This is a genomic window from Kocuria sp. SM24M-10, from assembly GCF_001027955.1.
In the GTDB taxonomy this organism is placed as follows: domain Bacteria; phylum Actinomycetota; class Actinomycetes; order Actinomycetales; family Micrococcaceae; genus Kocuria; species Kocuria oceani.
This window is the reverse complement of sequence record NZ_LDNX01000014.1, coordinates 1-20,374: the sequence shown is the minus strand read 5'-3', so window position 1 is coordinate 20,374 and position 20,374 is coordinate 1. Positions and strand designations below refer to the sequence as shown.

Below are 20,374 nucleotides of genomic sequence, written 5' to 3'. Positions count from 1 at the left end.
CGAGCAGTTCGACGAGACCTACAAGACCAACGTGTACGCGATGTTCTGGCTGTGCAAGGCCGCGGTCCCGCACCTGCCCCCGGGCTCGGCGATCATCAACACCTCCTCGATCCAGGGCTACCAGCCGGCCCCGATCCTGCTGGACTACGCCTCCACGAAGTACGCGATCAACGGCTTCAGCAAGTCCCTGGCCGCCCAGCTGGCACCCAAGGGCATCCGGTTCTCAGCACCCCCGCCGTCATCGATGCAGGTCCAGGTGTCAAAGGCAGAGTCTTCTCGCTCTGCGCTGATGCCGTTCTCGAGACTGTTGATCGATCCGACGTCCCGCAACACGTCCGAGGCCCTTGGCCCCTCCGTGTCCGTGCCGGCATCGTGTGGCGTTCAGCGGATCAGGGGGTGGGCATCCCGCCGGTCGCGGCCAGGGTCTCGCCGCTGACGTAGCTGGACTCCTGGGAGGCCAGGAACACGTAGGCCGGGGCCATCTCGGCCGGCTGCCCGGGACGGCCCATCGGGGCCTCGGAGGCGCCGAACTCGGGCAGGTTCTCCTGCGGCTGGCCGCCCACGACCTGCAGCGGGGTCCACACCGGGCCCGGGGCGACCACGTTGACCCGGATGCCCTTGGGTGCCAGCTGGGCGGCCAGGGACTTGCTGAAGCCGTTGATCGCGTACTTCGTGGAGGCGTAGTCCAGCAGGATCGGGGCCGGCTGGTAGCCCTGGATCGAGGAGGTGTTGATGATCGCCGAGCCCGGGGGCAGGTGCGGGACCGCGGCCTTGCACAGCCAGAACATCGCGTACACGTTGGTCTTGTAGGTCTCGTCGAACTGCTCGTCGGTCAGCTGAAGGATGTCCGGGCAGTGCTGCTGCTTGCCGGCGATGTTGGCCAGGATGTCGATCCCGCCCAGCTCGGCCACGGCGGTGGCGATCAGCTGCTCGCAGTAGGCCTTGTCGGTCACGTCCCCCGGCACGGCCACCGCCCGGCGCCCGGCCTGCTCGACGAGCTCCACGACCTCCCGGGCGTCGGCCTCCTCGGCGGGCAGGTAGGACAGCACCACGTCGGCGCCCTCCCGGGCGTAGGCGATCGCGGTGGCCCGGCCGATCCCGGAGTCCGCCCCGGTCACCACCGCCCTGCGGCCCTCCAGCCGCCCGGAGCCGCGGTAGCTGGACTCCCCGGAGTCCGGCTTCGGCGCCATCTCCTGCTGCAGGCCCGGACCCTCCTGCTGCTGCTCGAAGCTCTCGTCGGGGCCCGGGTACTGGGTGGTCGGATCCTGCATCGTGTACTGATCGGCCATGATCGCCTCCATATTCGTCAGGTTGCTTTCCAATCAACCTGTCACGCCCTGAGGGTCACGTCAACGGTTCCGGCTCGCCGCGAACACCTTCGAGCAGTGCACCAGTGGTGCGAGCGGTCTTCCTGTCGTACGCGGCAGGCGCTGGCTTCCTCTCCGTGCCCGAGTCCCTGGACTTCGCCGCCGCCGCGCCGCTGCTGTGCGCCGGGATCACCACCTACTCCCTGCTGCGCCGCTGGGGTGCGGGCCCCGGCGGAGCCGCTGAGCCTGAACGTCTTCTCCCTGATCGGGGGCCGGTCGCACCTGCACCGGCTCGATGATCGGCGGCATCGCAGAGACCCAGGAGATGCTCGACTGCTGCGCCGAGCACGGCATCGTCCCCGAGACCGAGCTCATCGGCGCCTCCTCCATCAACGAGGCCTACCAGCGAGTGCTGGCCTCGAAGGTGCGCTACCGCTTCGTCATCGACACCGCCACCCTGGCCTGAGCCCACGCACCATGCGGACACGCTCCGTGGCACCGGCACCGGCACCGGCACCGGCACCGGCATCGCGGCCCGAGCCCGCGGTGCCGGTCGGGACAACACGCAGGCCTGGCCCTGCCGCCCTCGGCCTGCGCACCCGCCGCACGGCCGTGATGCTGCCGGCCGTGTTGACCGCGACTCCGACGGCCTGCCGCACCACCGGCTCTTCCCCGGAGCCCCGTCCGGCGTCGACCCCGGCCAGGACGGAGGACACCGACGAGATCAGCACCCCATCCGCCGCAGCAGGCGTCCCGATCATCCTCGACATCGAGGGCACCGCGGCGACCGGAACCCTGTTCGACAACACCGCCGCACGCTCCCTGGCCGACCAGCTGCCCCCTGGAACTGACCGACCTTCTGGAGGAGCTCAACGCCGGGCGCACCATCACCGGGGACTCGCCTCTGCACGAGGTGAGGCGCCGGACGAGCCAGGAGGCCCTGCGCATCACCGGGGAGCTCGACGGCGGACACCGGGAGCCGGCCCGGGTGCGGGAGCTTTCGACCCAGCTGACCGGCAAATCGATCGATGAGTCGGTGACGGTGTTCCCGCTCTTCCACGCCGACCTCGGCAAGAACATCACCCTCGGCACACGGGTCTTCATCATTTCCGGGTGCACCTTCCAGGACCAGGGTGGGGCGGTCATCGGCGACGACTGCCTGATCGGGGGCACAGCACGGTGCTGGCCACGCTCAACCACGACCTCGTTCTCAGCCGCCGGGCGGACATGCACCCGGCGCCCATCGTGATCGGGAACAACGTGTGGATCGGCTCCCACACCACCGTGCTGCCGTCCGCTCCGCTGAAACCGCCCCGGAGATGCGCTACGGGTAGCCCGTCCGCATACCGACTTGTCACAAACGTGTTGCTGTCCTCGAATTCGCGATTGTGAGCCAATTCATGGGTACGGTTCGAAGGTCATCACTGCTCGCGAAAGTTGAGAGACCCATGAGAAGAAGTGTTGCCGGCTCCGCCCTGATCGCTGCTGTCGGATTCTCCGCTCTGACCGCAGCCCCGGCCTCCGCCCTGTCGTTCCCGCTGTTCGAGAGCTGCGATGCCGCAGCGGGCGCGGGCGTCTACAACATTCCCGTCGGGGACCCCCGCTACACCCCGGAGCTGGACTCCGACGCGGACGGGGTGGCGTGCGAGAACGCCGACTACGCATACGTTCCGCTGCCTCCGGTCGGTGATGTCCCCACCGATCCGCAGATCGAGCAGATGCCGGTCGGCGGTGCGGACACCGGGGTGGCCATGGCCCCGGAGAAGTCCAACACCGGGATCGTCGCCCTCGGCCTCGTCGGACTCGGCGGTGCCGCCGGCGGCGTGGTGCTCGCCGGCCGCCGGAGCATGCGCGCCTGACTCGCCCAGTGGCTGAACTGCCCCTGCGTTCTGGTCGGCGCGGAGCCGTTCAGCTGCGCTGAGCAGTCCGGGACTTCGCGGGCCCCGGCACCTGCAGGTGCCGGGGCCCGCGTCGTCGTGTCGCACGGAAGCCGAGGCGGTTCAGCCTTCGCTGCCCGTGCAGTGCAGCAGGTCGTGGTGCCGGCGGGCGAGCTGGGAGCGGTGGTGGAGCAGGAAACAGGAGGGGCTCGTTGGCCGGCTCGTCCTCGTGCGTTAAGGCATGTTGCGTGGCGGCAACCCGTCTGGGCGCCTCACGCCATACGGTGTCTTGCACTACCACTGATGGCTGAGGTTGGGGAGTTGACGGCAATGGCGCCGAAGACCGTTTTTCTGGCTTTCGCGGAGCAGGACGAGTTGTTCCGGGATCTGTTCACCGCGCAATGGGCCCGGGCCGGGGATCAGGCCCGGTTCCTGGACTCGCCCGGAGACGGGACGTGCCCGGGCGAGTGGAAGAAGGACGTGCGGGAGCGGATCCGCGCCTGCGACGGAGTGATCGCGCTGGTCGGCGGCTACACGCCGGACTCGGCCGAAGCGTTGTGGCAGATCCGGTGCGCGGTGGATGCGGGCAAGCCGCTGCTGGGCCTGTGGGTGGAGACCGGGCACCGGGCGAAGCCGATGGAGATGGGCCCGGCGCGCTGTGAGTCCTGGACGTGGGAGAACATCGGAGACTTCATCAACCGGCTGTAGTCCGGAGTTCCCCGGAGTTCTCGGGTGGGCGGCGCCGATTGCGGTCACGCCCGCGCCCTGCAGGGGGATCAGCCCAGGGGGTCGTTGCCTCCCGGCTCTGCCGCGCAGCCATCAGGGTTCCGCCGGTGCACGCGGTGCGCTTCTCGTGGACCTGTGCTTCGGCACTGCCTTCTCTGGTGCGGCGGTTTTCGACCCGCACCGCCTCCGGCGGAGCAGGGTGGAGGTGTGCGGCGGACGGCGTGCCGGTGTGAGCGGACGAGAAGGCAGGCACATGCAGGGGCGACTGTGCGTTCGTCGTCCCGGCATCCCAGGTGCACGGTTCGGCCCCGGGGCAACCCGCGTCTCCGGTGCGGGCCCACAGTGAGAGTGGGGTGCCTCTGTGCATCGACAAGAACCGGCGCACCCTGGGGACCGCCCATGCGGGCCGCTGCACGCGTCTGTCGACGCCGGACGAATACTGAGCAGATGCAACGGTGACGAGAAAGCACTCCGCGTGGACACCACGTACCCTGGTGCCGGTCGAACCATGTGCAGGCAACAGCAGTGGTCTCCGTCCCACCTGGTTCGCAAGTGGCCCGCTACCGGTCATCGGGCCGGCTCGGGTGCCATCCCTCCGTGATGCTGTCCCGCCTGGTGGCCTGCGGTGTCGTAGCGCTGCCGTGCGGCGAGGATCGCCGGCATGTGCGTGGTGGCCCAGTCCTCCAGGGCCTTCAGCGGTTCCTGCAGGGTGTGCCCGGCCTCGGTGAGCTCGTACTCCACCCGCGGCGGGACCTGTAGGTACACCGTGCGCGTCACCAGTCCGTCGCGCTGCAGAGCACGCAGCGTCTGGGTGAGCATCTTCTGAGACACGCCGTCGATCCGGGCGGCCAGCTGCGAGAAGCGCAACGGCCCGTCGTTCAGGGCGCCCACGACCAGGACCGTCCACCGATCACCGATCCGATCCAGCACCTGCCGTGACGGGCAGTGGCGGCTGTAGGGATCTGCGGCTTCCTCGCGCATGCGGTGTCCTTTCCAGTTACTGCGGCACCCATAACGTACTTTCAGGTGCCTACTTCCTCTCGGTGTGCTGGTTACTTAGGGTAACTGTTGGTGTTTCGCACCGGTAGATCTGTCATTTCCACTGTCGAAGGAGCAGCAACCCATGGCACGGATCAAGGTTCTCGGCGGCACCGGCTACGCCGGGTCGCACATCGTGGCCGAAGCGGTCGAACGCGGTCACGAGGTCACTTCCTACAGCCGCACCACCCCGGCCGCACCGGTCGAGGGCGCCACCTACGTCACAGGCTCCGTCTTCGACGACGCGTTCCTCACCCAGGCCGTGACGGAGACGGACGTGGTCATCGAAACGCTCTCGCCCCGGGGAGAGCTCGAGGGCAAGCTCGAAGGCGTCGTCGACAAGCTCGCCGATCTGGCCCAGGACGCCGGGATCCGACTGGGGGTCATCGGCGGGGCCGGGTCCTTGCTGGTCGCCGAGGGCGGCCCGAAGCTGATGGACACCGAGGGCTTCCCCTCCGAGTTCCTGCCCGAGGTCCGGACCGGTGAGGCGCTGCTGAAGGCCCTGCAGGCCCGGCCCGAACAGCTGGACTGGTTCTACGTCAGCCCCGCCGCCGGATTCGGCGCCTTCGCCCCCGGACAGGCCACCGGCACCTACCGCGTCGGCGGCGACGTGCTGCTGACCGATGAGCAGGGCAACTCGTTCATCTCCGGGGCGGACCTGGCCACCGCCGTCGTCGACGAGATCGAGGCCCCGGCACACCGCCGCAGACGCTTCACCGTCGCCTACTGAGCGTGCGACCATCCGGGCCCCGATCCGGGGGCCGGGGCGCCACGGTCATGGCCGGCCCGACGGCTCCGATGCCCAGGGGTGCGGCCATGAAGTGCCGCAGCCAGTCATCGTCCATCGACCGGTCCGCGCCGATTCCTCAAGTGGTCCGCAACGGCCCGGCCAGCAGGATGCGGACGGATCGGAGTGCATCCCACCTCGGAATGGCCGCCCCGTACCGAGCGGGGGCAATGCACTCCACGTGAGGGAGCGGCGCGCACCGCGCCACGTGGGGGTGCCCGGGCTACGTACACTCCTGCCCATGGACCCTCTGGACGCAGGACGGATCGTGGCCGGGCTGGTGCTGCTGGTGCTGGGCGGGGAGTTCTTGGTGCGAGGAGCATCAGCCCTGGCCCGGCGTGTGGGCATCTCGTCCTTGGTGGTCGGGCTCACCGTGGTCTCGGCGGCCACCTCGGCACCGGAGCTGGCTGTGACCGTCGGGGCCGTCCTGCGCGATGAACCGGGGCTGGCCGTGGGCAACGTGGTGGGCAGCAACATCGTCAACGTCCTGCTGATCCTCGGGCTCTCCGCACTGGTTCTTCCCCTGGCCGTGAAGCAACGGCTGGTGCGGTTCGACCTGCCCCTGATGGTCGCCATGTCGGTCGGGCTGCTGGCCGTGTCCCTCGACGGTCGGATCACCGCGGTGGACGGGCTGATCCTCTTCTGCGCTGTGGTCGCGCACACGGCGCTGACCGTGGTCCTCAGCAGGCGGAATGCGAGGTCCCCGGCCCGTGCCGCGAGCCCGGCCGGCGGCTCGTCCGTCCCCGATGCCGCCGGAGAGGCCGCGGAGCCGCCGCCTGCGTCGATCGGCAGGTCGCTGCTGCTGGTGGTGCTGGGGGTTGCCCTGCTGGTGGCCGGGGCGACGCTGCTCGTCGAAGGCGCGGTGAACATCGCCACCACGCTGGGAGTGAGCAGCCTGGTGGTCGGACTGACCGTGGTGGCCGTGGGGACGTCGCTGCCCGAGCTGGCGACCTCGATCATCGCGGTGCGCCGGGGCCAACGCGACCTGGCCGTGGGCAATGTGGTGGGCAGCAACATCTTCAACATCGGGGTGGTGCTCGGGCTGCCCGCTCTGATCGCTCCGGACGGCGTCCCCGTGTCCAGCGCCGCGGCGGCCTTCGACATGCCGGTGATGCTGGCGGCCGCCGTCGCGCTGCTGCCCATCGCGTTCACCGGGTTCGCGGTGGCCCGCTGGGAGGGCGCCCTCTTCGTCGCCCTGTACCTGGCCTACACCGGATATGTCGTCCTGGCCGCCACCGCACACGACGCACTGGAAGGGTTCACCGCGGTCATGGCCTGGTTCGTGCTGCCGCTGATCGCGGTGACCCTCGTCTCCTTCACCGCCTACGAGATCGGGCTGCGCCAGGGGCGCCGAACACCCGGCTGAACCACGGGCGCCTTTGGACGTACCCAGTCCGGGGGTGCCCGACGAACGACCCGGCTCCGGCTGGCCGCACGGGGCGCCGGTTCACTGTCTGCTCCGGGGCCTTCTTCCTGCTGGCCGTCCCGTTCCCGCACCTGTCCGCGACAGCTCTCGTTGCCGGGGCGGCCTTCTTCACCGCGGCAGTGGCTGCGCTCGCCGCCACCGCCTGGCTCCGCGCCCTCGGCCCAGGACCGCTCGAACGGATCGTGGCATGCACGGCCGCACTCGGGGCAGGGCTGCGGCGGCAGCACCGCGCGCATGAGGTGGTGTGGAGGGTGGGCGTGTGCCACCTCGACGACCAGCTGCTGTGCGGCACGCAGCAGCCAGGTCCAGCGGCGACTACGGCTGCACCGCGAGATCCCCGCGGAAGGAGACGATCTCCGCCTGCGGAACGAACATGCTCGCGAACGCTCTCGCGGACGGCGACGGGTCGGAGCAGGTGGCAAGGTGCACCTCCCACTCCGGGGCGTCGGCGAGCGGCGTGTGCACGAGGTGCTGGGCTACCTGCTTCGCGGCGATCGACTCGGGCACCATCGCCATCCCGAAGCCGCGGGTGACAAGATCGACGAGCATATGCACGTCGTTGGCCTCGACCATCGTGCGACGTGTCACACCGGCGGCGGCGAGCGCTGCGTCGAGGACGCGCCGCGCCTCCCAGGTGTCACCGAAGTCGACGGTGCGGACATCCTGAAGATCCGCAAGCGACGTGTACGGCACGTCCGTGTGCGAGAGCGCGACGAACGGCTCTCGACGCAGCAGCAAGCTGTCGTGCACGGGGACGGATCCCGCCGGTGCGGCGATGAGAGCGACGTCGAGGCGCCCCTCGTCGAGCATCGGGGCAAGGCGTGAGCTCACGTCCTGGACGAACTCGAGATCGGCGGCGGGGTGCTCGCCTGCGAACGACGTCAGGATGTCGACGATGTCGACAGCGCCGCCGAGACACTGCTCGGCGCCGATGCGCAGATCAGCGCGCCCGGGCTCGTCGCCGATGACCGCGCGCTGGGCCTCGCGCACCTGCTCGAGGATCCGCTCGGCCCGCGGCCGGAACGCCGCGCCCGGACTCGTCAGGGACGCGCCCTGGCGACCGCGCGTGAACAGCTGAGTCCCGAGCTCGCGCTCGAGCGAGCGGATCGACGCCGACAGTCCGGGCTGGGAGACGAACGAGCGCTCGGCCGCACGCGTGAAGCTGCTCTCCTCGGCGACGGCGATGAAGAACTCCAGCTGACGAACATCCATACCCGACACGTTAGTCGGGCTGGGTCAGTACGGCTGCGTCTCCAGCTCGGTGGCGAACACCCGCAGCTGGCTGCGCTGGGTGTGCATCTGCCACAGTTTCTCCGCGAGCACCTGCGGATCCTTCTGCTCGTCGCCCGGGATGATCGCGCCGGGGATGATGAGCTGGCCGACGTAGATCGGCTCGTCCTTCAGCGCCTGGTTCAGCATTTCGACGTATGCGGTCTCGCCGGCGAACCCGATCGAGGTGCCCGCGAAGTGCTGCACCGGCTGCACAGCGCTTCCGCCGTTGACGAAGAGAAGGGAGCCCTTCTTCAGCACGCGCATGCCCTGCAGCACCTGGTGCACGCCGGCGACGGGACCGTAGACCGAGAACTCGACGGCGGCCCTGATGTCCCCGACCGTGGACTCCAGGAGCGGTCGCAGGAACTCCTTCTGCGGCAGCGGGTTCCACGACAGCACCTCGATGAGGCCGAGGTCCTGGGTCGCCTGGTCGAGGGCCGCGACGAGGCTGTCGGTGTCGCGCACGTTCGCCGCGTAGCCCTTCGCGGTGAAGCCGTCAGCGACCAGGTCGGAGGCCAGCTGGTCGACCCGTTCCTGGTTCCGGGCGATGAGGGCCAGGCTGTAGCCCTCCCGGCCGAAGCGTCGGGCGAGCGCCTCGCCAAGGTTTCGTCCTGCTCCGATGATCGCGAAAGTCGTCATGCCGAACATGCTAGGTCGGATGCTCCTCGCCGGCGGTCAGCCGTTCGATAGCGATCTCCTATGGAACCAGCGAAATACGCCGCCGGCCGAGAACGGTTGTGCTTCGTGGCTGCGGGTTCCCGGAGCCGACCGCTGATGAAGGAGAACGTCCATGACTTCCGTCCCTGAGATCCGGATCGCCGATGATGTCAGCATCCCGCAGCTGGGCTTCGGCGTGTACCAGGTTCCGCCGGAGACGACCGAGGCGGCCGTGACGATGGCCCTCGAGGTCGGATACCGCCACGTGGACACGGCGCAGATGTACGGCAACGAGCAGGGCGTCGGCGACGCGCTCAGGGCCTCCGGTCTGAGCCGCGACGAGGTGTTCGTCACGAGCAAGCTCAACAACAGCTTCCACCGTCGTGACGACGCGCTGCGCGAGGCCGAGAAGAGCGTCGAGCGGCTCGGCGGCCCGATGGACCTGTTCCTCGTCCACTGGCCGCTGCCCACGATCGACGTCGACTACCTCGAGACGTGGAAGGCCATGATCGAGATCCGTGACGCCGGCCTGACCCGCGCGATCGGCGTCTCGAACTTCCAGGTGCCCCACCTCGACCGGATCATCGCCGAGACCGGCGTCAAGCCCGCTGTGAACCAGATCGAGGTCCACCCGTACCTGACCAATGAGACGGTGCGCGCCTACAACGCGGAGCAGGGCATCGCGACCGAGGCGTGGTCGCCCATCGCTCAGGGAGCGGTCCTCGACGACCCGGCGATCACCGCGATCGCCGAGCGCCTGGGCAGGACGACCGCTCAGGTCACGCTGCGCTGGCACCTCCAGCGCAACGACATCGTGTTCCCCAAGTCCGTCACCCGCTCGCGTGTCGAGGAGAACTTCCAGCTCTTCGACTTCGAGCTCACCGACGCGGACATCCAGGCGATCACGGCGCTGAACAAGGACGAGCGCACGGGCCCGGACCCCGACACGTTCGACTACGTCCCCGCGTAACCGGCGCGCCGGCGCCGCGTCCAGCGGCTCAGGGCCGCCCGACGGCGACGCCGACGGGACGTGATGCGGCGGTTGCCGCCGCGGTTTCCCGCGGTGCTCGGCTGGGACGTCGTCGGCACGCTCATGGACGTGGCCCCGCCCTGGCAGCAGGCGCGCGGGCGGCGGGAGGTGCACCGACAATTCTGCGTGCCGCAGGGGCTGGCCGGGTTTTCTCGTGCGCAGGATGCCCGTAGGGTGCAAAGCAAGCTGATTGATTCCCCACGTGAGGATCGGTGATCCCGACACCGTCGGATTCACGATCTGCGCACTGGAACAGGAGATCACCACATGACCCATCTCGTATCCCGCGAACACGTCGAGGTGGACGGCGCCCAGCTGTCCTACCTGGCCGCCGGGGACCCGTCGGCCCGGCCCCTGCTGCTGCTCCACGGCACCTTCTGGAGCCGGGTGTGGCAGCCGGTGCTGCCGGCCCTGGGCGAGGCCGCCCGGTGCCTGGCCCTGGACCTGCCCGGCTTCGGTGCCAGCGGCGGAGAGCTCGACGTCGAGCACGCCACTGTCCCGGCCCTGGCCGACACGGTGCTGGCCGCGGCGGACGCCCTGGGGCTGGAGGAGTTCGACCTGGCCGGCCACGACATCGGCGGCGGGATCGCCCAGCACGTGGCCGCGACCAGCGGGCGGGTGCGGCGGCTGGTGCTGATGAACTCGGTGATGTTCGACTCCTGGCCGGTGCCGGCGGTCGAGCGCTTCCGGGACCCGCAGGTGCGGTCGGCCACCACTGTGGAGGACCTGCTCACCGCTCGGGCCGCTTCCACCCGTGGCAGTGTGGCGCGGGAGCTGGGGGAGGAGGAGCTGGCCGACTATCTGACGCCGTGGCGGGATGCGGCCCGGGTCCGGTCCTGGACGGCGCTGGCCGCGGCAGCGGCCCCGCGGTACACGATGGACCTGGTGCCGGCCCTGCAGGAGGCGGCTCTGCCCACCCGTCTGGTGTGGGGCCGCGACGACGACTTCCAGAAGGTCGGCTACGCCCGCCGCTACGTCGAGGAGATCCCGGGCTCGGACCTGGTGGAGGTGGACGGCAAGCACATCCCCACCGAGGACTCCCCCGCCGCGGTCGCCGAGGCGATGGCGGAGCACCTCGCCGACTGAGTCGTGCCGGCTCGCCGGTTCCACGGTGGCATGCCGCCACCGCCGTGCGGCGCAGCCCGCGTCGGCCTCTCCGGTACGGCCACCCATCCCTGCCGGATCTGCACCTGAAGACCGTTCTTGCCCTGTCCCACATCTGACCGGAGGTAACCCTCATGGATTTGAACAACCGATCGATCCTGCTCACCGGTGCCGGCAGCGGTATCGGCCGCGCCCTGGCCTTGGACCTGGCCCAGTACTCGCCACGCCTGGCGCTGGTGGGCCGGCGCTCCGAGCCCCTGGAGGAGGTCGCGGCGCTGGTGCGTGAGAAGGGTGGTGAGGCGGTGGTGATCCCTGCCGACCTGACCGCTGACGGCGCCCCGGCCCGGGTCGCTGCTGCGGCCCAGGAGCAGCTGGGTGGGATCGACGTGCTGATCAACAACGCCGGCAACGTCCGCGCCGGCCGGCTGGAGGCGATCGAGGAGTCCGAGGTGCTGGCGCAGATCGCGCTGAACCTCACCGCCCCGATTCTGCTCACCCGTGCGGCCCTGCCGGCGCTGCGGGCCTCGGGCGAGGGGCTGGTGGTCAACGTCTCCTCCGGGTTCGGTCTGCTGGGGATGGCGTTCTACGCGACCTACGGTGCGACCAAGGCCGGGATCGCCCACTTCGGTGAAGCCCTGCGCCGGGAGCTGTACGGAGAAGGCGTGCACGTGCTCAACGTCTTCCCCGGCGCCACGGACACCCCCATGATGGAAAGCTCCGAGGCCGAAGCCCAGCACGGCTTCGACTACGAGAGCCCCGAAGAGGTGGCGGCCGCGACGGTGGCGGGCATGATCGGCGGAGAGATCAACGTGGTGCGCGGGGGGTCCATGGGTCAGATGCTCACCCGCAACCGAGAGGACCCGGCCGGCGTGGACCGGATGCTCGCCGAGGGCAAGGACGAGCTGGAGAAGGTCGTGGCCGACCACTCCAGCCTCTGATCTCCGAACAGGGACCGGCCACAGTGCCGTCGGGCCTTTCCTGCTCGGCGTAGGCTCGGCGGCACATCGCCCCGCCCGGGGCGGTGTGCCGCACCGACGAGGATTGAGGCGAAACCATGGTGACCAGCCCGGACCTGATCGTGTTCGATGTGAACGAGACCCTCTCCGACATGGCGCCGCTCGGCGAGGCGTTCGCTCAGGAAGGAGCTCCGGCGGGCCTGGCGGCCACGTGGTTCGCCGGCATCCTGCGTGACGGCTTCGCGGTGACGGCTGCCGGGGGCAACGCGGCCTTCGCCGAGATCGCCCAGGACAGCCTGCACCGGTTGCTGAGTGCACACGGGGTCACCGCGCCGGGTGAGTCCGTCGAGCGGATCATGGGCACCCTGAAGAGCCTGAACGTGCATCCTGACGTGGTGCCCGGAGTGGAAGCCCTGCGTCAGGTCGCCGAGCTGGTCACCCTCACCAACGGGGCCACCCAGGTCGCCGAGTCGCTGCTGAGCAGTGTCGGGGTCCGGGAACACTTCTCCGAGCTGCTCAGCGTCGAGGACGCCCCGGCGTGGAAACCGGCCCGGTCCTCCTACGACTACGCCGTCACCCACCGCGGCACGGACCCGCAGAAGATGCTGTTGATCGCGGTGCACCCCTGGGACATCCACGGCGCCCACCAGGCCGGGCTGCGCACCGCCTGGATCAACCGGACCGGGGCCCGGTATCCGGTCTACTTCGCCCGCCCCGATCTGGAGGCTGCGGACCTGCCTGCGCTGGCGGCGCAGCTCACCGCCGTGGGCGGCTGAGGCCTGGCCCCATCACACAGTGGCCTGAAGCAGCCAGCGTTCACGGTCCGGTTCGGGCCGTGGTGGCCCCGCGCCAGGCCCCGTGCAGCATCAGTACCACCCCGCTGAGCACCGACACCGCGGCGGTGAGGACGAGCAGCGCCCCCAGGCCCAGACCGGGAATGATCGCACCGGCGACGGCCGGGGCGGCCACGGAGCTGGTGGCTCCCACGACCAGGCAGGCCGTGAACGCCGCGCCCGCACGGTCGGGCACCAGCTCGGCGGTCCAGACCGCGAGCACCGCCGATCCTGTCATGTACCCGGCCCCGAAGATGCACGCCGAGGCCATGGTCGCGGCCAGGGAGTCGCTGGCCAGGCCGAGCAGCGCCAGCGCCGCGCCGACCGTGACGAGGCTCAGCGCGGCAACCCGCAGACTGCCCATGCGTTGCGCGAGCGCCCCGGTCGCCACCCCGACCATGCCGGTGAGGCCGATGGCCGCGTACAGGGCCGGGACGGCTGCCGCTGGCAGGGTGCCGCGGTCGAGGGAGTCGGCGGCGTAGGTGAAGTAGATGACGACGACCGCGAAGTAGACGACGGAGTAGACGGCTGGGACCCGTAGCGCTGCCGCCGGCTCGGAGGCACCGCTCTGTGCGTTCGACCGTGGAGCCGGTCCGGTGCGGGGCACCAGGCGGAGGTTCACGGCTGCGGCGGCCACCGCGGCCAGGGCGATGCCGGCCCAGACCAGGCGCCAGGAGCCCAGTGCGGCCAGAACGGCCAGGCCGCCCAGCAGCAGCAGGCCACCGCTGGTGCCGGTCGTGATGATCGCCAGCGCTCGTGGTTGCTGCCGCGCGGGCACCGCACGGGTCACGATGTCGGAGTAGGGCGCCCAGACCCAGCCACCGGCACTGCCGGCCAGGACGACGCCGACGGCCAGCAGCCAGGGGGACTGCGCGGAGGTCACGATCACCGCACCGGCGGCACCGCAGGCCCCGCCCACGGTCGTCGGAGCGCGCGAACCGTGGCGGGCCGCGAGCCTCCCGGCGAGCAACAGGCCGGCCAGATATCCCGCGAACGTGGCGCTGGAGACCAGCCCGAGCATCAGCTCGGAGAGCTCCAGGTCCTCCCGGACGCCGGGCAGCGTCAGGCCGTAGGCGTACCGGGCCATGCCGAAGGCGACCCCGACCACCGCCGCTCCGGCCAGTCCGATCCGGTTGCCTGCGGAGAGTGTCATGCATGCCTCCTTGTGGTGCGGCGTGCACCGGTGCCGCTGCCGGACGCGGCGGAATCGGCCTCGCAGGTCCCTCGGCCTGGCCGCTCATCGAGGTGCTGGGGCGGAAGGACCCGCGAGCTGCTCGGACCGGCCACCCGGCCGTGAGGTCGCCTCGATGGTTCACCAGAGCCCCGGGCCGTCCCGGAGATCGCCGCGGTCAGCGTCAGACCGCTGGGCACCAGAGCGCGCATCGCCCCTCCTTCCCGAATTTCGCCGTTCAGAACGCTCCTTACGCTACATCCAAACGACCGTTCTGGAAGGAGGTCCCTACACTGGGAGGGTGACGACTGCCCGGAGACTCCCCGCGCGCGACCGGCTGCTCCAGGCGGCCGACCGCGTGCTGTTCGACCGCGGCATCCGCACCACACCGGTCGATGAGCTGCTGCGCGAGGCAGAAGTCTCCGCCGCCACCCTGTACGCGCACTTCGGCAGCAAGGACGCCCTGGTCGCCGAAACGCTGCGGGGCCGGCTGGCGGACTGGCGGGCGGTCTGGGACCAGCACATCGTGGCGGCCGACGATGACATGGCCCGGCTGCTGGCGGTGTTCGACGCCCTGGTCTCCTACCGGGGCGACCAGCGCCACCCGTCACGCTGGTGCGCCTTCCTGGCCGCGGCCACCGAGCTCCCGGAGGCACCCGACGAGATCACCGAGGTCCTGGCCGCGGACACCGCCCTGCTCGCCGACCGGCTCCTGCACCTGTCCCGCCCGCTCGCCGGGGACCGTGCCCAGGAGCTGGCCGACGAGGTCCTGGTGGCCTACAGCGGAGCCCTGGCCGCCTTCCTGCGCGGCAGCCCCCGGTCCCCGATCGAGGTCGGCCGCCGCCTGGCCCGCTCAGCGGCCGAGGCCCACCGCCGCACCTGACCTGTTCGTCGGACGGTCCCGTCCCAGCACATGCGGGGCCACCGCCACCATCGATGGGAGGAAGGTCCTGCCCCCTGCGGTGCACGCATGGCTGGTGAGCGGTCGTCACACGAGGCCGACACTGAAGGGGACTGCCGCACCGATAGGTGACAAGGGGTCTCATGCCGTGGGAGTCACGGCGGGCTTCATCAAGGTCTCGTACGCGACCGGCCCATCGAGCCGACCGAGGTGTCGTCTCGGCATGTAGCAGTCCCGAGAACTCAACGTTTCAGCAGAGCGAAGACTCCCCAGCCGAGGTACTCACGTGTGGAGCGTGCATACCGAGCAGGCTCGGCGGTGAGTTCTTCCCGTACCTCGGTGGCCAGCTCGTCCTCCGGGTTCTGGTCGAGTCAGCGGCGCAGGTTGAGCCACTGGGCCGCGGTGTAGCGGTCCCAGCTGTCCGGGTCGGCCAACATCATCTCCACGACGTCGTATCCGAGATCCTGGAACTGTGCCATCAGTTCCGGCAGGAGCAGGAAATCATCGATGCCGGTGGCGTGGCATGCCTGGGCGGTCTCCTCGTCCGGTGGGATCCGCCGCCAGTAAGGCTCGCCGATCAGCATCAGCCCTCCGGGGCGGAGGCTGCGCTCGAGCAACTCGGCGGTGCCGGCGACGCCGTTGCCGATCCAGGTGGCACCGACACAAGCGGCGAGGTCGACCGGCTGGTCCGCGACGTGGCCGGTGGCGTCGCCGTGGACGAACAGGACCCGGTCGGCGACGCCGAGTTCGGCGGCGCGGGCCTGGGCCTGCCCGGTGAAGACCGTGCTGATGTCCACCCCGGTGCCGGTGAAACCCAGGTCGCGTGCCCAGGTGCACAGCATCTCGCCCGAGCCGCTGGCCAGGTCGAGCACCCGTGTCCCGGGGGCGAGATGGAGTGATTCACCCAGGGCTGCGAGCTTCTGCGCGGTCAGCGGGTTGTGGATCCGGTGCGTGCTCTCACGAATGGTGAAGATGCGGGGAAGGTCCATGGCCAGATCTTTCCCGGCATGCCGTGCGATGGGAAGAGCGGTGGGGCGGCCGCACCGATGGGTGACGGGTTGTCACCTATCGCCGTATTCGTCCGGAGGGCGAGGCGCGGTCCCTTGTTTGCCTTCGTCATATATCTGGGATCTGGGTGATGGGCTGACTGAGCGGCCGGGTGTGGCTTTACGGTTGTCATAGCAGGTCAGCGCCGGATGGACAGAGGCGCTGGGTGTGGTCATCGGGGCGGAATGGCCAGGTGCTCGAGAGGGAGCCTGTGGCGTCGGCTGTGCAGCGCGGAAGCCACTGGACCTCCCCGAACGGCTCACTGGTGATGCTCGCGGTGACCGCCTTGCAGGATCTGGGGGATCCAAGATGAAGCAGTCCTGGTTCGAGCGGGTGCCCACCGGCGCCTGCGCGAGGATGCCGGCAGCCAGCGGGGTGGCAGGTGCAGGGGCGGATCACGCCGTCCGTGCCTCGATCCTCCGGCGGTCGAGGCCGTGACTACCGCGGCGGCTCAGCCGATGTTCTCCTACGCCCAGAAGTACCCGCGTCCGCCCGGTGACGTCGACGGCGACGGCCGCGACGTCGTCGTCGGGGTCGGGTGCTCGGCCACCACCGTGCGCCTGTCCTGGGTCTGCCGTCAGCGATGAGCGCTTGATGGTTCTTCCGCAGTTCACATGGACCCGGGCCCTGCCCGATCTGTCAAGGTCCGGGCATACTCCGAGGCGGTGCCGTGGATAGTGTGATGCTCCCTGTCGACTCTCTGGTGTGGCACGAGGTGTGCGAGAGTGCACGCCTCCAGAAGCTCGTGGCCGACATCCGCGTGGACCGGGTCCGTGTACCGGTGCACGTCACCTCTGACGCGTGCCCGGTGATTCTCGACGGCGCACACCGGTCTCGCGCTACCTACCTGCTGGGTGAGGCCCTGGTGCCCGCCCATGTCGTGCCGGTGCCCTGCGACTTTCTCGTGCCCGGCTGGGTCCATGCCTTTGAAGTGCCTCCGCTCATCGCGGGACTTGGGTCGGAGGGGTTCGTCGTCGGCTTCCTCACCAGCGGGGGAGTGCGCCGGCCGGTGTACGCGCTGGGAACGAGCCTGTCAGCGCTCTTCGACAGTTACTGGACGGTTGCCAACAGCTATGCCGGTCGCCCGTACGCCCGCCTGGACTTCGTTCCCGAGGACCGTGCGTCGTTCGAGTGGCGCCTGCCGTCGTGGCGAGTCGTCCGGGAGATGACGACCACCCTCGGTCCTCTGCCCGCAGGAGTGACGCGGTTCGGGCCGCTCATCGCTGCTCGGTGCCCGTCGTGCTAGCGGTCCGTCGTGGAAGTCGTTGCGCGGCTGGAGTCCCCATGAACTTCGCTCTGGTCTCGGCCCGCGCCCAGGAACCGGACCATCATGGCGAGGACCGGCCAGTGAGAGTTTCTCCACGCTGATGGTGGAGCGGGCTGCGCGGACGGTCACGGATGCTGCGTGACGTCGAGCGTTGGAGACGGACGGGCCGAACCGGTGCCGGCTCGTGATCTCAGGATCCGGGGCCGTCCGGGCGCCGGTCGGTGCCCAGGGGCGCCCCCGGGCTGAGTGCGAGGTCGGCGAAGCGCCGGCCGATCCGCCGGTGCGTGGTGGCGTCGGGGTGGAGGGCGTCGGGCAGGGGGAGTTCCCGCGCGTCGGACTCTCCGTAGAGCTCGCGGCCGTCGAGGTAGAACAGGTGCGGATCCTCGTGCGCCCGCTCCGTGACGATCCGTGCCAGGTGCTCGCGGACGACCGTCAGGGTGAGCTTGCCGGCGGTGACCTCGCCGGGGTCGCCGGTCGCCTGGAAACGCACGTCACCCCTGGCCAGGGCTTCGGGGTCGAAGGCGCCGGGTCCTGGGGTGTGTTCGTGGATCGGGCACAGGATGGGGGAGATCACCAGCAGCGGGGTGTGCGGGTGGCCGTCGCGGATCGTGTCGAGGAACCCGTGCACCGCGGGGCCGAAGGCCCGCAGCCGCATCAGGTCGAGATTGACCAGGTTGATGCCGACCTTGACGCTGATCAGCTCGGCCGGGGTGTCGGCGATGGTGCGAGCGGTGAACGGGTCGAGCAGCGCGCTGCCCCCGAAGCCGAGGTTGAGCAGATTGAGGCCGGCGCGCCGCGCGGCGACCGCCGGCCAGGTGCCGGTGGGATGCACCGCGTTCGAACCGTGGCTGATCGAACTGCCGTGGTGCACCCACACCGGGCGCGGGTCCCGGATCGGCCGGACGGGGGCGTCGGAGCGGATCTCGACCAGTTCCACGGTCTCGTTGTGCGGCAGCCACAGCTCGACCGTCTTGGGCCCCTGGGGCAGGTCGTCGAAGACGACGCCGCCGATCTCGCCCGGCACGAGCCGGCGGTCGCCGGTGGTCATGTCGATGCTCACCACGGTCGCGGCCTCGAGTTCGGCCTGCCGGGCGTGGTGGCCGTCGATGAGCAGATCGAAGACGCCGGCAGGGCGTGGCGGCGCTCCTTCGTACCGGAAGCGTGTGGCGCGCCCTCGGAGCTCGACGCGGTTCGCCTCGGTCGCGAAGAGCAGCCGCGCTCCCGAGGGCTGGGACTCGGCCATGGCCAGTTGCGGGTCCTGTGCCTGGTTCCTGGCCCGGGCGGGGAGGCGGTGCGGGATCACCCCGTCGTCCGTGCGCTCCAGCTCTAGGACGCCGTGGAGGAGCTCCTCGGTGACGGGTGCGGTGCAGTGTCGGTCGGGGATCGGCATGGTGCTCCCGTGGTGTGTCGTGTCCGGCAATGGCGGTTCAGGAACCGGGCCAGTGGCGCAGGGTGTGGTCGAGGACCTCGAGGATGCGCCTCCAGCTGGCCTGGCTGTCCGGCGCGCTGTGGCTGAAGCCCGTGCTGAGCTCCAGCGTGACGTAGCCCAGGAAGGTGCTGCCGAGCAGCCGCACCGCATGGGGCTGCTCGGACTCGGGGACGGCATAGCCGCGCAGGACGGCCCGGGTCAGCGCCGCGTGCCGTGGCCCGGCGCTGACCATGGCGGTGTCGCTGTCCAGCGGGAACCGGGCGGCGGCGAAGCGTCCGGGGTGCTCGTGGGCGTAGTCGCGGTACACGTTGCCGAGCGCGGCCAGTGCGTCGGACCCGGACCGCCCCGCCAAGGACTCCGATGCCCGCTGGGCCAGCTCCTCCAGGGCCCGCAGCGCCATCCTCGTCCTCAGGTCGTGCAGGTCCTCGATGTGCGAGTACAGGCTGGCCGAGCGCACCCCGACGTGCCGGGCCACCGAGGAGACGGTGACGTGGGCGAAGCCAGTGGTGTCCGCCAGGTCGAGAGCGGCCTCGACGATCCGTTCGGGAGAAAGACCTGCCCGCATCCCAACCTTCAATCACTCAATGTTTTCCTATAACTCGTAGGTTAGCATCGAGGTGCTGGAGGTGCGTCCTCCGGGGAGGTCCCGCCCGGGAACCAACACCGTCCAGCTCGCACGGGGGAGCCGGAGTGATTCTCGGGCCGCTGATCTTCGCGATGTCCATCTCCTCCTGCGCGAGCAGCCTGGCCACCAGGGACTCGGGTGCGGCGATCGTGCGGGTCGTCTTCGACGTCCCCCTCGCCGCCCGCTCGCCGCGATGCAGCTGTTCCGCTCCGGCTCCGTCGTCTACGGTGACGGGCTCGCCCCACGAGCCGTGCTGCCCCGGACGAAGGCCGCTGACAGCTTGTGAGCGGCCGTCCCGCTGAGCAGGAAACGGCGCAATGACGACGGCGCGGGAGCCGAGAAAGTTCAGCTCTCGCAGTCGGTGCAGTACAGCAGCCCGTCGTGCTGGCGGGCGAGCTGGGAGCGGTGGTGGACCAGGAAGCAGGAGGCGCAGGTGAACTCGTCGGCCTGCTGCGGCACCACGGCCACGGTGAGCTCCTCGTGGGAGAGGTCAGCACCGGGCAGGTCGATGCCCTCGGCGGTGTCGGCGTCCTCGAGGTCGATCGAGGGGACCTGGGTCGTCGTACTGGTACGGGCCCGGATCGCCTCCAGGGACTCGTTGGCCGGCTCGTCCTCGGGGCGGGTGCGCGGGGTGTCGTAATCGGTGGCCATGCGCGGAAGCATGCTCCTTCACAAGGAATCAGCGGGGAGTGGACACCGACCAGAACTCCTCGAGCGCCGCCGGTATTCCAGAGGGTCATTGTCGGCGTTCGTCCTGCTGACAGTGCGCCAACCGACTCGACGTCCCCTGGCAGACCCGAGAACGAGTCCCGGTGCGGGCGGACTGAGGGCGGTCGAGGTGGTGAGGGCGTCGCGGTGCTGTCAGTCGGTGGCCTCGAGCTGGAGGCCACCCCAGGGGACGGCGACGAGCCGCCCCGAGGC

Annotated in this window: 22 protein-coding genes and 1 pseudogene; 14 read left to right on the top strand and 9 right to left on the bottom strand. The window is 70.1% G+C overall.

What is annotated here, in order from left to right; genetic code table 11:
- A partial coding sequence (locus ABL57_RS21020) for an SDR family NAD(P)-dependent oxidoreductase (RefSeq protein ID WP_152683242.1) occupies nucleotides 1-436 on the top strand: 436 nt, incomplete at its 5' end.
- Here ABL57_RS21020 and ABL57_RS01620 read toward each other — a convergent pair.
- Nucleotides 390-1,289 carry an SDR family oxidoreductase gene (locus ABL57_RS01620; RefSeq protein ID WP_047801715.1) on the bottom strand — a complete coding sequence of 300 codons (900 nt, stop codon included), beginning with the start codon at nucleotides 1,287-1,289 and terminating at the stop codon, nucleotides 390-392. The genes ABL57_RS21020 and ABL57_RS01620 overlap by 47 nt on opposite strands.
- A gap of 237 nt (nucleotides 1,290-1,526) precedes the next feature.
- Here ABL57_RS01620 and ABL57_RS22815 point away from each other — a divergent pair.
- The 4 genes and pseudogenes from ABL57_RS22815 to ABL57_RS01605 all read left to right on the top strand — a co-directional run.
- Nucleotides 1,527-1,773: pseudogene (locus tag ABL57_RS22815) on the top strand (NAD(P)-dependent alcohol dehydrogenase); the annotation flags it as partial.
- A 447-nt stretch (nucleotides 1,774-2,220) separates the two neighbouring features.
- Nucleotides 2,221-2,556 carry an acetyltransferase (isoleucine patch superfamily) gene (locus ABL57_RS22810; protein WP_238985948.1) on the top strand — a complete coding sequence of 112 codons (336 nt, stop codon included), beginning with the start codon at nucleotides 2,221-2,223 and terminating at the stop codon, nucleotides 2,554-2,556.
- Nucleotides 2,557-2,755: 199 nt separating this feature from the next.
- The gene (locus ABL57_RS01610) at nucleotides 2,756-3,166 is read left to right on the top strand and encodes an excalibur calcium-binding domain-containing protein (protein WP_047801714.1); all 411 of its coding nucleotides are present in this window, start codon (nucleotides 2,756-2,758) and stop codon (nucleotides 3,164-3,166) included.
- Nucleotides 3,167-3,514: 348 nt separating this feature from the next.
- Nucleotides 3,515-3,892 carry a TIR domain-containing protein gene (locus ABL57_RS01605; RefSeq protein WP_047801719.1) on the top strand — a complete coding sequence of 126 codons (378 nt, stop codon included), beginning with the start codon at nucleotides 3,515-3,517 and terminating at the stop codon, nucleotides 3,890-3,892.
- Between the two features lie 585 nt (nucleotides 3,893-4,477).
- Here the strand turns inward: ABL57_RS01605 and ABL57_RS01600 are convergent.
- A complete protein-coding gene (locus ABL57_RS01600) occupies nucleotides 4,478-4,891 on the bottom strand; it encodes a helix-turn-helix domain-containing protein (RefSeq protein ID WP_047801713.1) in 414 nt (137 codons plus the stop codon).
- Nucleotides 4,892-5,033: 142 nt separating this feature from the next.
- Here ABL57_RS01600 and ABL57_RS01595 point away from each other — a divergent pair, with 142 nt between their 5' ends.
- Together ABL57_RS01595 and ABL57_RS01590 are read left to right on the top strand one after the other, a co-directional pair.
- A complete protein-coding gene (locus ABL57_RS01595) occupies nucleotides 5,034-5,678 on the top strand; it encodes an NAD(P)-dependent oxidoreductase (protein WP_047801712.1) in 645 nt (214 codons plus the stop codon).
- Between the two features lie 298 nt (nucleotides 5,679-5,976).
- Nucleotides 5,977-7,101: a calcium/sodium antiporter gene (locus ABL57_RS01590; RefSeq protein WP_047801711.1), complete on the top strand. Its 1,125-nt coding sequence runs from the start codon at nucleotides 5,977-5,979 to the stop codon at nucleotides 7,099-7,101.
- A gap of 375 nt (nucleotides 7,102-7,476) precedes the next feature.
- On the opposite strand, the gene ABL57_RS01585 is transcribed toward ABL57_RS01590, so the two are convergent.
- Entirely contained in the window at nucleotides 7,477-8,373 is an 897-nt protein-coding gene (locus ABL57_RS01585) for a LysR family transcriptional regulator (RefSeq protein ID WP_053004683.1), read from the bottom strand.
- Nucleotides 8,374-8,397: 24 nt separating this feature from the next.
- Nucleotides 8,398-9,072 (bottom strand): SDR family NAD(P)-dependent oxidoreductase, encoded by a 675-nt coding sequence (locus ABL57_RS01580; protein ID WP_047801717.1) that lies wholly within the window; start codon nucleotides 9,070-9,072, stop codon nucleotides 8,398-8,400.
- Between the two features lie 151 nt (nucleotides 9,073-9,223).
- On the opposite strand from ABL57_RS01580, the gene ABL57_RS01575 reads away from it, so the two are divergent.
- The 4 genes from ABL57_RS01575 (at nucleotide 9,224) to ABL57_RS01555 (ending at nucleotide 12,956) form a co-directional block, all read left to right on the top strand.
- On the top strand, nucleotides 9,224-10,060 hold the full coding sequence (locus ABL57_RS01575) for an aldo/keto reductase (RefSeq protein ID WP_047801710.1): 837 nt from the start codon (nucleotides 9,224-9,226) through the stop codon (nucleotides 10,058-10,060).
- A gap of 327 nt (nucleotides 10,061-10,387) precedes the next feature.
- Nucleotides 10,388-11,206 (top strand): alpha/beta fold hydrolase, encoded by an 819-nt coding sequence (locus ABL57_RS01565; protein WP_047801708.1) that lies wholly within the window; start codon nucleotides 10,388-10,390, stop codon nucleotides 11,204-11,206.
- Between the two features lie 152 nt (nucleotides 11,207-11,358).
- Nucleotides 11,359-12,162, top strand: a complete 804-nt coding sequence (locus ABL57_RS01560; RefSeq protein WP_047801707.1) for an SDR family oxidoreductase — start codon at nucleotides 11,359-11,361, stop codon at nucleotides 12,160-12,162.
- A 116-nt stretch (nucleotides 12,163-12,278) separates the two neighbouring features.
- Entirely contained in the window at nucleotides 12,279-12,956 is a 678-nt protein-coding gene (locus ABL57_RS01555) for a haloacid dehalogenase type II (RefSeq protein WP_047801706.1), read from the top strand.
- Between the two features lie 40 nt (nucleotides 12,957-12,996).
- On the opposite strand, the gene ABL57_RS01550 is transcribed toward ABL57_RS01555, so the two are convergent.
- On the bottom strand, nucleotides 12,997-14,166 hold the full coding sequence (locus tag ABL57_RS01550; RefSeq protein WP_047801705.1) for an MFS transporter: 1,170 nt from the start codon (nucleotides 14,164-14,166) through the stop codon (nucleotides 12,997-12,999).
- Nucleotides 14,167-14,485: 319 nt separating this feature from the next.
- On the opposite strand from ABL57_RS01550, the gene ABL57_RS01545 reads away from it, so the two are divergent.
- Entirely contained in the window at nucleotides 14,486-15,067 is a 582-nt protein-coding gene (locus ABL57_RS01545; RefSeq protein ID WP_047801704.1) for a TetR/AcrR family transcriptional regulator, read from the top strand.
- A 389-nt stretch (nucleotides 15,068-15,456) separates the two neighbouring features.
- Here ABL57_RS01545 and ABL57_RS01540 read toward each other — a convergent pair whose 3' ends face one another.
- Nucleotides 15,457-16,074: a cyclopropane-fatty-acyl-phospholipid synthase family protein gene (locus ABL57_RS01540; RefSeq protein WP_203225532.1), complete on the bottom strand. Its 618-nt coding sequence runs from the start codon at nucleotides 16,072-16,074 to the stop codon at nucleotides 15,457-15,459.
- A 492-nt stretch (nucleotides 16,075-16,566) separates the two neighbouring features.
- On the opposite strand from ABL57_RS01540, the gene ABL57_RS22130 reads away from it, so the two are divergent.
- Nucleotides 16,567-16,719, top strand: coding sequence for a hypothetical protein (locus ABL57_RS22130; protein ID WP_158041283.1), 153 nt, complete (start codon nucleotides 16,567-16,569; stop codon nucleotides 16,717-16,719).
- Between the two features lie 95 nt (nucleotides 16,720-16,814).
- On the top strand, nucleotides 16,815-17,378 hold the full coding sequence (locus ABL57_RS01535; RefSeq protein ID WP_047801703.1) for a hypothetical protein: 564 nt from the start codon (nucleotides 16,815-16,817) through the stop codon (nucleotides 17,376-17,378).
- Between the two features lie 211 nt (nucleotides 17,379-17,589).
- Here ABL57_RS01535 and ABL57_RS01530 read toward each other — a convergent pair whose 3' ends face one another.
- From ABL57_RS01530 to ABL57_RS01520, 3 genes are all read right to left on the bottom strand, one after another.
- Nucleotides 17,590-18,789, bottom strand: coding sequence for an SGNH/GDSL hydrolase family protein (locus ABL57_RS01530; RefSeq protein ID WP_047801702.1), 1,200 nt, complete (start codon nucleotides 18,787-18,789; stop codon nucleotides 17,590-17,592).
- Between the two features lie 37 nt (nucleotides 18,790-18,826).
- A complete protein-coding gene (locus ABL57_RS01525; RefSeq protein ID WP_047801701.1) occupies nucleotides 18,827-19,393 on the bottom strand; it encodes a TetR/AcrR family transcriptional regulator in 567 nt (188 codons plus the stop codon).
- A gap of 405 nt (nucleotides 19,394-19,798) precedes the next feature.
- A complete protein-coding gene (locus tag ABL57_RS01520) occupies nucleotides 19,799-20,104 on the bottom strand; it encodes a DUF4193 domain-containing protein (RefSeq protein ID WP_047801700.1) in 306 nt (101 codons plus the stop codon).
- Nucleotides 20,105-20,374: the final 270 nt, after the last annotated feature.

What these genes read in the sequence shown, in the direction of transcription:
- ABL57_RS01620 (WP_047801715.1), bottom strand. Translation starts at nt 1,289, where the DNA reads ATGGCCGATCAGTACACGATGCAGGATCCGACCACCCAGTACCCGGGC.
- ABL57_RS01610 (WP_047801714.1), top strand. Translation starts at nt 2,756, where the DNA reads ATGAGAAGAAGTGTTGCCGGCTCCGCCCTGATCGCTGCTGTCGGATTC.
- ABL57_RS01605 (WP_047801719.1), top strand. Translation starts at nt 3,515, where the DNA reads ATGGCGCCGAAGACCGTTTTTCTGGCTTTCGCGGAGCAGGACGAGTTG.
- ABL57_RS01600 (WP_047801713.1), bottom strand. Translation starts at nt 4,891, where the DNA reads ATGCGCGAGGAAGCCGCAGATCCCTACAGCCGCCACTGCCCGTCACGG.
- ABL57_RS01595 (WP_047801712.1), top strand. Translation starts at nt 5,034, where the DNA reads ATGGCACGGATCAAGGTTCTCGGCGGCACCGGCTACGCCGGGTCGCAC.
- ABL57_RS01590 (WP_047801711.1), top strand. Translation starts at nt 5,977, where the DNA reads ATGGACCCTCTGGACGCAGGACGGATCGTGGCCGGGCTGGTGCTGCTG.
- ABL57_RS01585 (WP_053004683.1), bottom strand. Translation starts at nt 8,373, where the DNA reads ATGGATGTTCGTCAGCTGGAGTTCTTCATCGCCGTCGCCGAGGAGAGC.
- ABL57_RS01580 (WP_047801717.1), bottom strand. Translation starts at nt 9,072, where the DNA reads ATGACGACTTTCGCGATCATCGGAGCAGGACGAAACCTTGGCGAGGCG.
- ABL57_RS01575 (WP_047801710.1), top strand. Translation starts at nt 9,224, where the DNA reads ATGACTTCCGTCCCTGAGATCCGGATCGCCGATGATGTCAGCATCCCG.
- ABL57_RS01565 (WP_047801708.1), top strand. Translation starts at nt 10,388, where the DNA reads ATGACCCATCTCGTATCCCGCGAACACGTCGAGGTGGACGGCGCCCAG.
- ABL57_RS01560 (WP_047801707.1), top strand. Translation starts at nt 11,359, where the DNA reads ATGGATTTGAACAACCGATCGATCCTGCTCACCGGTGCCGGCAGCGGT.
- ABL57_RS01555 (WP_047801706.1), top strand. Translation starts at nt 12,279, where the DNA reads ATGGTGACCAGCCCGGACCTGATCGTGTTCGATGTGAACGAGACCCTC.
- ABL57_RS01550 (WP_047801705.1), bottom strand. Translation starts at nt 14,166, where the DNA reads ATGACACTCTCCGCAGGCAACCGGATCGGACTGGCCGGAGCGGCGGTG.
- ABL57_RS01540 (WP_203225532.1), bottom strand. Translation starts at nt 16,074, where the DNA reads ATGGACCTTCCCCGCATCTTCACCATTCGTGAGAGCACGCACCGGATC.
- ABL57_RS01535 (WP_047801703.1), top strand. Translation starts at nt 16,815, where the DNA reads ATGCTCCCTGTCGACTCTCTGGTGTGGCACGAGGTGTGCGAGAGTGCA.
- ABL57_RS01530 (WP_047801702.1), bottom strand. Translation starts at nt 18,789, where the DNA reads ATGCCGATCCCCGACCGACACTGCACCGCACCCGTCACCGAGGAGCTC.
- ABL57_RS01525 (WP_047801701.1), bottom strand. Translation starts at nt 19,393, where the DNA reads ATGCGGGCAGGTCTTTCTCCCGAACGGATCGTCGAGGCCGCTCTCGAC.
- ABL57_RS01520 (WP_047801700.1), bottom strand. Translation starts at nt 20,104, where the DNA reads ATGGCCACCGATTACGACACCCCGCGCACCCGCCCCGAGGACGAGCCG.